This window comes from Saccharothrix sp. BKS2 (assembly GCF_047689505.1).
Classification (GTDB): Bacteria; Actinomycetota; Actinomycetes; order Mycobacteriales; family Pseudonocardiaceae; genus Actinosynnema; species Actinosynnema lopnurensis.
Genome location: NZ_JAUQOL010000005.1, coordinates 533,519 through 544,712 on the forward strand (window position 1 = coordinate 533,519; position 11,194 = coordinate 544,712).

Consider the following 11,194-nt stretch of genomic DNA (forward strand, 5'->3'; position numbering starts at 1 on the left):
GCACGCGCGCCGAGAGGGGCGTTCGCGCCGGTCCTGGCCGCGGGGTACCCGGGACCGAGCCCCACCTCACCTCGGGTGCGCCGCGTCGGCCCCGCGCCGCGCCGCGGCATCCCCCTCCGTCGAGAGGTGCAGCGCCCCGTCCTCCCCCGGCACGCACGCCGCCTCCCGCTCGGCGGTGCCGAGGAACAGCCCGACGCAGCCGGCGACCTGCTCGTGCCCCTCGGCGTTGGGGTGGAAGGACTCCACGCTGGCGTGCTCGACGCGCTCGGCGTCGGCGAAGCCGTCCCAGTCCAGGGTGAGCCGGGTGAACCACTCGTGCTCCGGGTGCTCGCCGCCCGTGCACGCCTCGTGCCCGTGCCCGGCGCGGGACAGGTCGAGGAAGCGGGCGTCGGCGCGGTCGGCGGCGGTGCGCAGCGCGGCGGACAGGTCGGGCACGGCGTGGTCCCGGATCCAGGCCAGGTCCTCGGCGAGGAAGGGGCAGCCGCTGAGGTTGCGCAGCTCCTCGGGGATGTCCGGGGTCAGCGGTGAGGCGTAGGACAGCTGGACCAGCTGGTAGTCGCCGTCCCGGTAGCCGGCGTCGGCCAGGGCCCGCCGGATGTCGGCGAGCGCGCGGGCGACCTTGGGCACCACGGCGTCCAGGCGCTGCCGCCAGTCCCGCTCGATCTCGCCGCGGCACGGCGTGGCGAGCTTCAGCCGGGCGTTGAGGCAGTCGGACATGAGCCGGGAGAAGCGGGGGTCGTCGTTGGCGCCGACCGCGACCAGCACGGCGGCGACGCGGTGGGTCCGGGCGAGTTCGGTGAGCCGTCGCGCCTGGCTGGGCTCGGTCCACTGCGCGGTGCCGTCCAGGGTGACGTCCTCGGTGGCGGCCCCGGAGCAGGCGAGGTTGACCTTGGCCTCCACGCCGGGCACGTCGATCCGGTTGACCAGGGCGTTGCCGGAGCGGTGGCACCAGTTGCCCCGCACGCCGTCGGTCTCGGGGGCGTAGTCGCCCGCGCCCTCGCCGGAGGTCGTGCTGTCACCCAGGGTCACCACGGTCAGCGGGCCGTTGCCGGGTGGGCCGGACGGGTCCGGCGCGCCGCCGACCTCCAGGAACAGCGCCGTGCCGATCACGCCCGCCACCCCGGCCAGTGCGCCGAGCAACCAGTACCTCGCGCGTGCCACCGTTGATCGCCTCCCGCGCCGGTCACCGCGGACCGCGGTCGCCTCCGGCCCTCGCGGGGTGGACTGCCCCGGGCGGGCCGGTTCAGTCCGCGAACGGGCGAGTGGATGCGAACCTGTTATGCGGCATCCGCGCTGGTCACAGGCAGTTTCCCGGTCGCGTGGAAAACCACCCGATGGTGGAAGTCTCGGCGCCCCGGATCGCCACTTTCGAGGGGTTGTCGGGCGGTGCGGTGACCACCGCGCTTGACCTTGTGGCAACCGCAGGGATGACGATGGGGGCATGTTGTCGATCGGCGAGTTCAGCGAGATGTGCCACCTGTCGCCCCAGGCGCTGCGGTTCTACCACGCCAGGGAGCTGCTGGTGCCGGCCGAGGTGGACGGGCGGACCGGTTACCGCGGGTACTCGTTCGACCAGGTCGAGCAGGCGATGGTGATCACGGTCCTGCGCGGGGCGGGGATGGGCGTGGAACTGGTCCGGCGGGCGCTCGACGAGCCCGACGCGGCGCCGGGGCTGCTGCGGCGGCACGAGGAGGAGGTGCGGCGCCTGCGGCAGGCCCAGGACGAGGCGCTCGGCGACGCGCGCGAGCTCCTCGGCTCGTGGCCGGAGGTGCGGCGGCGCTCCGTGCCCGCGATGACCGTGGCGTCCAAGCCGGTGCCCGGTCCGGTGGCCGCGCGGGACCGGTACGACTGGGCCGAGGTGGACGACGCCACGACCGCCGCGGTGCGGGAGTTGGTCGGGGCGGTGGAGTCGTGCGGGGCCGAGGTGTCGGGGCCGCCGTGGCGGTCCTGGGCGGCCGAGACCCCGGAGCAGAAGCGGCGGGGCCTCACCGCGGAGGGGCCGCACTGGCTGGTGAAGGTGCCCTTCGTGACCGCCGGGGCGGCGGTGCCGGCCCTGCCGGGCGACATCGAGGTCCAGCCCTTCGCGGCCCGGGAGGAGCTGTCGATCCTGCTGCCGGGCCGGGATTCGGTGGCCAAGTTCGGCACCGCGCTCTCGCGCCTGGTGGCGCACCCCCTCGACGCCGCCTACGTCGACATGTCCCGGATGCGGCACGTGCTGCACGAGCACGGCGTGGAGACGGCGGTGGCGATCTGCGCGCTGGACGGGACGGGGGACGCGGGGTGACGCAACCCCTTTCCCGAAGAATTCGACCCCTGATCTTCGACGGGCACCACAGAACCAACGGGCAATGATATCGAGATTTCTTGACAGCCCTCCACGCCGTCCCCAGCATGAGACGTGGAACACACCGGACGACCGGTTTCGGGAAATCGTCCGGCGAGCGCATGGGGGTCTGCACGTGAAGTTCCAACGAGCCACGCTGATCGGCGGTCCGACCGAGCTGCCCGAGGTGGAGCGGGTGTGCGAGGTGACGAACCTCGACGACAAGGTCAAGGTCAGCTACGGCGCCGGTTACGAGCACTTCAGCCACAGCGGTGAATTCGACCGGCGGGACGGTGAGACGCTCGCCGTGTTCACCTGGTCCGGTCGAACGCGCATCGCCGAGTGATCGGGAACGCGGAGGGGCCGGTCACCCGGGTGACCGGCCCCTCCGCGTTCCCCCGCCGGTCTCCCCCGCACTTTCCGCCACCTCGACCACCCCGCCGTCACCCGGCGGGCGGGTACTGGTCCTGCTTGAGCAGCCGCGCCAGGTGCGCGGCGTTGGCGGCCAGCTTCTTGTTGGTCGAGGCCACCGCGTCGGGGGTCTGCTCCAGGTCCAGGTAGTCCTTGGGGTTCATCGCCTCGTTGTTCCAGTAGGTCCCGCCGTTGGCCGGGATGGTGAACCCGACGTCGTTGAGCGCCTGGAAGCAGTCGGCGATGATCTTGTGCGCGCCGTCCTCGTTGCCGACCACCGCGACCACGGCGACCTTGCCCCAGGTCAGCAGGCGGCCCTCGTCGTCGGTCTCGGACAGCTCGGCGTCCAGCCGTTCCATCACCCGCTGGGCGACGCTGGAGGGGTGGCCCACCCAGGTGGGCGTGGCCAGCAGCAGGATGTCGGCGGCCAGGACCCGGTCCCGGATCGCGGGCCACTCGTCGCCGCCGCCCATGTCCTTCTCGACCCCGGGGCGCACGTCGTGGTCCACCACGCGGACGAGGTCGCCCCGGACGCCGTGGGTGGCCAGCTCGTCGAGCACCTGGCGGGCCATCTTGTCGGTGCTCGACGGCGCGGGCGAGGGTTTGAGGGAACAGGTCAGGGCCAGCGCGGTGAGCGTGTGTTCAGCCATGCGGGGCACCTACCCCGTGTCGGGGCCGCCGAACCCGGGGGCCTCCGGTCCGGGGTCACCCGGCAGCGCGGGTCACCCGACGGCTCGGGGTCATCCGGCGGTCCGGGGGTCACCCGGCGGCGCGGCGGACCAGGTCGGCGAACACGCCGGGGTCGTCGTGCTCGACCACCGGGAACCCGGCGCCCGGTTCGCCCTCCCAGCGCAGCTCGACGCCGGGGTTGTGCACGTCGGAGCCGTCGGCGAAGAACAGGTGCGGGCTGCCCTGCACGGCGTCCCGGTGGGTCCGGGAGTCGCGCGTCATCGGCCCGCGCGCCCGCCCGTCGTCGAGGGCCTCGGCCAGGGCGTCGGCGTCCACGTGGGCGCAGCCGCGGGCGATGTCGAGGATCTCGTGGCGCAGCGACACGCACCGGCTGTCGCGGAACAACGCCTGCCGCAGCGCCACGTCCAGCTCCTCGGCGGCCCGGGGCGACTGCTCCTTGGCCGCCTGCACGGCCTCGTTCGCGGGGGCGGTGGTCACCGGCCAGGTCGACGGGTCGGCCTGCCAGTTCTTCCACTCCAGCGCGGGTTCCAGCGCGCCCACCACGGGGATCTCGGAGTCGATGAGCGCCCTGGGGATCGGGGCCCCGTTGACCTCCTCCAGCGGGAAGCACCGGTGGTCCAGGTGGACCCGGTCGGTCAGCCCCAGCTCGTCCCGGGCGCGCAGCAGCCGCACGATCGCCACCGCCGACCACGGGCACGCGATGTCGGTGTAGATGACGATGGTCCCCGGTCGCACGTCGGGTCGTGGCACGTCTTACCTCCTGGTCGCCTCCCGGCCCGGGTACCCGTGGGGCCGGGAGGCGAACCGGCGCGCGGCGGTCTTCAGGCCGGTCCGTCGTCCCCCAGGTGCTGCTCGGCGCGGCCGGCGGAGGTCCTGGTGGAGGTGCCGCCGAGCTGGCGGGCGGTGTTGACCAGTCCCTCCATGCTGAACGCCTGGGGCGTGTTGCCCATGTGGCGGCCGGTGGCGGTGTCGTACTCCTCGCTGAGCAGGCCGACGTCGTTGCGCAGGTCGAGCAGCCGTTCGAACAGCTCGCGGGCCTCGGTCTCGCGGCCGGTGCCGTGCAGGGCGTCGGCGAGCCAGAACGTGCAGGCCAGGAACGCGCCCTCGGCGCCGGGCAGGCCGTCGACGCCGCCGTCGGCGTCGGTGCGGTAGCGCAGCACGAAGCCGTCCACGCACAGCTCGCGGCGCACCGCGTCGACGGTGCCGCGCACGCGCGGGTCGTCCCAGGGCAGGAACCCGACCCTGGGGATGAGCAGCAGGGCCGCGTCCAGGCCCTGCGAGCCGTAGAACTGGGTGAACGTGCCGCGTTCGGCGTCGTAGCCCTGCTCGCAGACCTCGGCGTGGATGCGGTCGCGCACCTCGCGCCACCGGTCCACCGGGCCGGCCAGCCCGTGGTGGCCGACCGTGTGCACGGCGCGGTCGAGCCCGGCCCACGCCATCACCTTGGAGTGCACGAAGTGCCGGCGCGGGCCGCGGACCTCCCACAGGCCGTTGTCCGGGTCCTGCCAGCGGCCCTCCAGGTGGTCCAGCAGCGCCCGCTGGAGGTCCCACGCGGTGTCGGAGCCCGCCAGGCCGGCTTCGCGGGCCAGGTGCAGGCCGTCGAGCACCTCGCCCCACACGTCGAGCTGGAACTGGTCGGCGGCGGCGTTGCCGACCCGGACCGGTGAGGCGCCCTCGTAGCCGGACAGCCAGGGCAGGGTCTGCTCGGGCAGCCGCCTGCGGCCGTCGAGCCCGTACATGATCTGGAGCTTCGCCGGGTCGCCCGCGACGGCGCGCACCAGCCACTCGCGCCAGGCGCGGGCCTCGGCGACGAACCCGGTGCCCAGCAGCGCCTGGAGGGTGAAGGTGGCGTCGCGCAGCCAGCAGTAGCGGTAGTCCCAGTTGCGCGGGCCGCCCCACTGCTCGGGCAGCGAGGTGGTGGCGGCGGCGACGATGCCGCCGGTGGGGGCGTAGGTCAGGGCCTTGAGGGTGACCAGGGCGCGGCGCACGGCGTCGGCCCAGGGCCCCCGGTAGGTGCAGCGGCTGATCCAGCCGGCCCAGAAGTCCTCGGTGTCGCCGATGGCCTGGTCGGCGTCGACGGCGTGCGGGCGGGGCAGGTGGGAGGCGGTGTGGGTGAGCACGAACGGGACCCGCTGCCCGGCGCGGACCTCGAACTCGGCGGTGGTGGTCAGGTCGTGGCCGCGCAGCGGCACGGTGGTCTCCAGCCACACCGCGTCGGGTCCGGCGACCGCGGCCAGCGCCCCGTCGTGGTGGCGCACCCAGGGCACGGCGCTGCCGTAGTCGAACCGCAGCCTCAGGTCCATGCGCATCGGCACGCTGCCGGACACGCCCTCCACCACGCGCACCACGTCGGCGGCCTCGCCGCGCGGCGGCATGCAGTCGATCACGCGCACGGTGCCGTGCGGGGTGTCCCACTCCGACTCCAGCACCAGGGAGTCGCCGCGGTAGCGGCGCCGGGTGGCCGGGCCGCCGGTCGCGGGGGCGATCAGCCAGCGGCCGGCGTCCTCGTCGTGCAGCAGGGCGGCGAAGCAGGCGGGCGAGTCGAACGCGGGCAGGCACAGCCAGTCCAGGCTGCCGTCCCGGGCGACCAGGGCGGCGGTCTGGAGGTCGCCCAGCAGCGCGTAGTCCTCGATCGGGGAGGGCATCGTCAGCGTCCCCCGTCCAGGGTGATGACCACCTTCACGTCCTCGGGTCCGGCCTCGAAGGCGTCGGCGAAGGAGTCGAGCGGCACCCGCCGGGTGATCAGGCCGTCGAGCCAGTCGCGGTCGGCCGCGGCCAGCGCCTCGGCCGCCTGCCGGTAGTGGCGCAGGTTGGCGTTGACCGAGCCGACCACCACGTCGTTCTCCAGCACCATGTCGCGGTTGACCTTGGCGGCGTCGACGCGGGTCCGGCGGCCGCCCTGCGAGACGCCGGTCAGGCAGACCACGCCGTAGGGGGCGGTGTTGCCCATCGCGGCGAACACCAGGTCGCCCACCCCGGTGGCCTCGATGACGACGTCGGGTTGGAGGCCGGAGGCGACCTCCTCCACGTCCCCGGAGTGGTAGGTCGCGCCCAGCCGGTCGACCAGGCGTGGTTTGGGGCCGGTCCCGACCCGGTCGAGCACGTGCACCTCCAGGCCCTGCTGGACGCCGATCATCGCGGCCAGCAGCCCGATCGGGCCCGCCCCGGTGACCAGGGCGCGGCGCGGTTCGAACCAGGCGCGCTCCCCCACCCGGCGCACCTGCTCCCACGCCTTGGCCACGACCGAGGTGGGTTCCACCAGCACCCCGAGGTGGCCGAGGGCGGGGTCCACGGCCACGGCGTAGGCGGGTTCGACGCACCACAGCTCGGCGCCGTACCCGTCGAGCTCCTTGATGCCGCGTTCGGTGTAGCGGCCGTTGCGGCAGTTGTCGAACTCGTCGCGCGCGCACGCCCCGCACGGTTCGGGGTCCGGTCGCCGGACCACGCCGACCACCAGGTCGCCCGGGGTGAAGCCGCTGCCCTCCGGCGCGGTGCTCACCCGGCCGAGGGATTCGTGGCCGAGGACCAGCCGGTCGCGGCCCGGTGGGGCCCACCCGTACTCGGCCTGGACGATCTCCTTGTCGGTGCCGCAGACACCCACGGCCAGGCCCTCGACCAGCAGCTCACCCGGCTCCGGTGTCGGGTCGGGGAGGTCGGTGAGCCGGAGCGATCCGGCGGTGCCGGGTTCCAGGGTCAGCGCGCGCATGGACCAGTACTACCCGAAGGGGCGGCCGGCACACCCTCGACAGGCCGGGGTGGACCGGGCGGCGCGGGTCGGTCGGGGCTGTCAGGTCGGTCGGGGCTGTCGGGTCGGCGCGCGGGTTGGCCAGGGCTGTCGGTTCGGTGCGGGCCGGCGGTTCGGCGCGGGTTGCGGTCCACTGAGGAGAGTCGGGCGGACTTCCCGGTTTCCGGGCGCCCGTCCGGGGAGAACCTGACGAACACCTTGCGATCGGCGCCCGGCCCCGGCGGGAGGCGCCGGGGTGGGTGAAGCTGGAGGACCCGGACCGGAGGAGCGGTGGCATGGACATCTCGGTCCTGCTCGTCGAGGACGACGAGCACATCAGGCAGGCGCTGGGCCTGGCGATGGCCGACGAGGGTTTCGCCGTGACCGACGCGGTGTCCGGTGAGCAGGCGCTGGAGCTGCTGGCCGGGGCCGAGCCGGACGTGGTGCTGCTGGACCTGATGCTGCCCGGCGTGGACGGCCTGGAGGTCTGCCGCACGCTGCGGGCCCGGGGCGACCTGCCGATCATCATCGTGACCGCCCGCACCGACGCCGCCGACGTGATCGCCGGCCTCGAAGCCGGCGCCGACGACTACGTGACCAAACCGCTGGTGGCCAGCGTGCTGGCGGCCCGCATCCGCGCCCTGCTGCGCCGCACCGGCCGCCAGGAGGTCGTCCGGCTCGGGGAGCTGGAGATCCAGCCGCAGACGGGCGCGGTGCTGCGGGCGGGCGCGGAGGTGCACCTGACCCGCACCGAGTTCCGGCTGCTGGTGGAGCTGGCCTCGGCCGAGGGCCGGGTGGTCAGCCGGGAGCAGCTGCTCCAGCGCGTGTGGGGCTACGACTACTTCGGCGACACCCGGCTGCTCGACGTGCACATCCGCCGCCTGCGCCGCAAGGTCGAACCGGACCCGGACGAGCCGGAGCTGATCCTGACCGTTCGCGGTTCGGGGTACCGAACGGGACCGTGACGCCGGGGTCCTGGCCGGCGGTCCTGCCGGGTGTGGTCTGCGGGGCGGGTTCCTGCCGGGCGCGGTCGCTCGGGCGGGTGCCTACCGGGCGCGGTCCTGCTCGGCGCAGCGGTCGCAGCGGTGGGGGCCGATGGCGCGGTCCCGACCGTCCCACCCGGCGGCGACCGCGCGCTGCCACAGCACGATCCACTCCTGGCGCCGGTCGCCGGGGTCGAAGTCGCGACCGCAGCTGTCGCAGATCAGGAGCAGCACGACGGGGTCGCGCCCGGTGGGGATGGCGGTCACGGTGAAACGGTCGACTTCCTCGATGGGGGACGGGAGGCGGGTGTCGGCCGCGCCCTTGCGGCCGACACCCGGTCGTGCACCCGTGATGGTCTCGGGAGCCCGCTCCACTGTGGCCCACGACGCAGCGGATCCACCTTGCGATCACCTTGCGATCGCCCGGGTCGCGGGTCGGGTCCACTGTGGAACCGGCGCGGTCAGTCCTCGAACAGCAGCTTGGCCCACACGGTGGTGCTCTCCACGAACGACACGACGCCCCACTGGGCGGCCAGGGCGTCGACGACGAGCAGCCCGGCGCCGGAGCGCCACGGCCCGACGTGGCGCTCCGCGCCGTTGCGGACCCGCACCACGAGCGGGTCCGGGCGCCGCAGCGGCGCCAGCTGGAGCACGTAGGGCGGCGACCCGTACCGCCGGGCGTTGTCCAGCAGCTCGCCGACGACGGTCCCCACCAGCAGGGCGTCCTCGGCGGACCGGCCGCGCACCTGCTCCCGCAGCCACCGCTCGACCTCGGCCCGGGGCGGGGAGTCCCGGTCGTCGAGGACCAGGGTGGCGGTGTCGTCGCGGGCGCTCATCGGCGCCGCTCCGCCGCGCCGCGACGGCGTGGGGACGTGGGGTGCGGCGGGGGTTCGGGGCACACGCGCGAGCATCCCACCGACCGGTCCGGGCGCACCTGACGATTGTCTTGCGTTCGTCGGCGCGGGACGGTCTCACTTGGCCATCACGCACGGTGATGGCCAAGTGAGACCGCAGCGGAACACCGGGCACCCGGCGGCATTGACATGTTTCGATCGAGTGACCGAAACTTTAGGTCTTCGGTCTTCGTGATCATCGATCCCCGTCGTCGCCTCCACCACCCTGCCCGGAAGGAGAGCCCTGATGAACACCAGATCGGGCCGCTCTAAGATCCGTTCGACGGTCCTCATGCTGGCGATGACGGCCCTGACCGCCGTCGGGGCGCTGGCGGCGGTGACCGAGACCACGACCGCGCGGGCCGCCGGTGACGTGTCCATCGCGGCGGTGGAGGACGACGGCGCGGACTGCCCGGTGACCCTGCCCGGGTCGACCCCGTCGAACTCGCGGTTGCCCGACCCGTTCACCCGCGTCAACGGCACCCGCATCTCGTCGAAGTCGGACTGGCGGTGCCGCCGGGCCGAGATCCGGGAGATGGCCGAGCGCTACGTCTACGGCGACAAGCCCGCCAAGCCCACCTCGGTGAGCGGCACCGTGACGAGCAGCCGGATCACGGTCAACGTCTCGCACAACGGCCGCACGGCCGGCTTCTCCGCCACCGTGCAGCTGCCCAGCGGCACCGGCCCGTTCCCGGCGGTGCTGGTGGTGGGTGGTTTCGGCGCCGACACCGCCACCATCCGCGCCGCCGGCGCCGCGGTCATCAGCTACGACCCCATCGCGGTGGGTCGTGAGGGCACGCCGCGCAACAACAAGCAGGGCGCGTTCTACAGCATCTACGGCAACACCAGCTCCACCGGCCTGCTGGCCGCCTGGGCGTGGGGCGCCAGCCGCATCATCGACGTCGTCGAGCAGGCCGGCGGCAGCATCCTGCGGCCCGACGCCTTCGGGGTGACCGGCTGCTCCCGCTACGGCAAGGCCGCGTTCTCGGTGGGCGTGTTCGACCAGCGCATCGCCCTGACCATGCCCATCGAGTCGGGCACCGCCGGCCTGCCCATCTACCGCGGCGTCAACGCCGAAGGCGGCCAGACGCTGTCCAGCGCCTACGGCGAGCAGCCGTGGTTCGGCGACGCCTTCGGCTCCTACACCGGCAACCCCAACGGCCTGCCCATCGACACCCACTCGTTGGTCGCCATGGTCGCGCCGCGCGGCCTGTTCATCATGGACAACCCGCACATCGCCAACCTGGGCCCCAGGTCGGCCAGCGTCGCGGCGCTGGGTGGCGCCGAGGTCTACAAGGCACTGGGCGCGCAGAACAACATCCTGTACCACTCCAACGTTTCCGACGGCACGCACTGCGCCAACCGGTCGGAGTGGCGCACGCCGTTGCAGCAGGCCATCGGCAAGTTCCTGCGCAACACCGGCAGCTTCACCGGCGGCATCACCATGCACAGCAAAGCCACCGGCAACCTCTCCCAGTGGCGCGACTGGACCACCCCGACGCTGACCGACGGTCCGGGCGGCACCACCACGACCACCACCACAACCACCGGCACGACGACCACCACCGACACGACCACGACCACCACGACGACGACCACGACGGGCAACCCGCCCGTGGGTGCCTGCGCGGCGTCGGTGTCGTTGAACCAGTGGACGGGTGGTTTCGTGGCCACGGTGCGGGTCACGGCGGGGACGTCGCCGCTGACCGGTTGGACGGTGTCGATGCCCCTGCCGTCCGGTGCGAGCGTCACGAACTCGTGGAACTCCACCCGCAGCGGCACCACCGGCACGGTCCGGTTCTCCAACGTCAGCTTCAACGGCAACCTCGGTGCTGGTCAGTCGACCGAGTTCGGGTTCCAGGCGACCGGCAGCGGCGCGGGGATGACGCCCACCTGCTCCGCCTCGTAGTTCCCGTTTCCCCCGGGCCCGGTGGGGAGGCTGATCGCCTCCCCACCGGGCCCGAGGGGCGCTCGGGGCTGGCTCGTCCGCACTGCCGAGCGCCTCGCCCAGACCGCCCACACCGCCCAACGCATCGCCAGGCGCGGCGGCGGCCGGCGGTGGGTTCCGGGCCGGCGGTGGGTTCCGGGCCAGTGGTGGGTTCCGGGCCAGTGGTGGGTTCCGGGCCAGTGGTGGGTTCCGGGCCAGTGGTGGGTTCCGGGCCAGTGGTGG

General features: G+C 73.7%; 11 protein-coding genes. 4 read left to right on the forward strand and 7 right to left on the reverse strand.

The features are described 5' to 3' along the window. Nucleotides 1-66: 66 nt before the first annotated feature. On the reverse strand, nucleotides 67-1,161 hold the full coding sequence (locus tag Q5530_RS13455) for a GDSL-type esterase/lipase family protein (RefSeq protein ID WP_415362523.1): 1,095 nt from the start codon (nucleotides 1,159-1,161) through the stop codon (nucleotides 67-69). A 280-nt stretch (nucleotides 1,162-1,441) separates the two neighbouring features. Between Q5530_RS13455 and Q5530_RS13460 the strand changes: the two genes are divergently transcribed. Beyond that, a complete protein-coding gene (locus Q5530_RS13460) occupies nucleotides 1,442-2,284 on the forward strand; it encodes a MerR family transcriptional regulator (RefSeq protein WP_415362524.1) in 843 nt (280 codons plus the stop codon). 175 nt (nucleotides 2,285-2,459) lie between these two features. After that, a complete protein-coding gene (locus Q5530_RS13465) occupies nucleotides 2,460-2,669 on the forward strand; it encodes a DUF5988 family protein (protein ID WP_380642518.1) in 210 nt (69 codons plus the stop codon). Between the two features lie 97 nt (nucleotides 2,670-2,766). Here Q5530_RS13465 and Q5530_RS13470 read toward each other — a convergent pair whose 3' ends face one another. From Q5530_RS13470 to Q5530_RS13485, 4 genes are all read right to left on the reverse strand, one after another. Next, the gene (locus Q5530_RS13470; protein ID WP_415362525.1) at nucleotides 2,767-3,384 is read right to left on the reverse strand and encodes a flavodoxin family protein; all 618 of its coding nucleotides are present in this window, start codon (nucleotides 3,382-3,384) and stop codon (nucleotides 2,767-2,769) included. 109 nt (nucleotides 3,385-3,493) lie between these two features. Then, a complete protein-coding gene (locus Q5530_RS13475) occupies nucleotides 3,494-4,174 on the reverse strand; it encodes a DsbA family oxidoreductase (protein WP_415362526.1) in 681 nt (226 codons plus the stop codon). A 71-nt stretch (nucleotides 4,175-4,245) separates the two neighbouring features. Continuing rightward, nucleotides 4,246-6,069, reverse strand: coding sequence for a glycoside hydrolase family 15 protein (locus tag Q5530_RS13480; protein WP_415362527.1), 1,824 nt, complete (start codon nucleotides 6,067-6,069; stop codon nucleotides 4,246-4,248). Between the two features lie 2 nt (nucleotides 6,070-6,071). Further along, a complete protein-coding gene (locus Q5530_RS13485) occupies nucleotides 6,072-7,130 on the reverse strand; it encodes a glucose 1-dehydrogenase (RefSeq protein ID WP_415362528.1) in 1,059 nt (352 codons plus the stop codon). Nucleotides 7,131-7,444: 314 nt separating this feature from the next. On the opposite strand from Q5530_RS13485, the gene Q5530_RS13490 reads away from it, so the two are divergent. Further along, on the forward strand, nucleotides 7,445-8,113 hold the full coding sequence (locus tag Q5530_RS13490; RefSeq protein ID WP_415362529.1) for a winged helix-turn-helix domain-containing protein: 669 nt from the start codon (nucleotides 7,445-7,447) through the stop codon (nucleotides 8,111-8,113). Nucleotides 8,114-8,194: 81 nt separating this feature from the next. On the opposite strand, the gene Q5530_RS13495 is transcribed toward Q5530_RS13490, so the two are convergent. Continuing rightward, nucleotides 8,195-8,398, reverse strand: coding sequence for a hypothetical protein (locus Q5530_RS13495; protein ID WP_415362530.1), 204 nt, complete (start codon nucleotides 8,396-8,398; stop codon nucleotides 8,195-8,197). 194 nt (nucleotides 8,399-8,592) lie between these two features. Next, complete coding sequence (locus Q5530_RS13500) at nucleotides 8,593-8,967, reverse strand: hypothetical protein (protein ID WP_415362531.1); 375 nt, start codon at nucleotides 8,965-8,967, stop codon at nucleotides 8,593-8,595. Nucleotides 8,968-9,271: 304 nt separating this feature from the next. On the opposite strand from Q5530_RS13500, the gene Q5530_RS13505 reads away from it, so the two are divergent. After that, a complete protein-coding gene (locus Q5530_RS13505; protein ID WP_415362532.1) occupies nucleotides 9,272-10,933 on the forward strand; it encodes a cellulose binding domain-containing protein in 1,662 nt (553 codons plus the stop codon). Nucleotides 10,934-11,194: the final 261 nt, after the last annotated feature.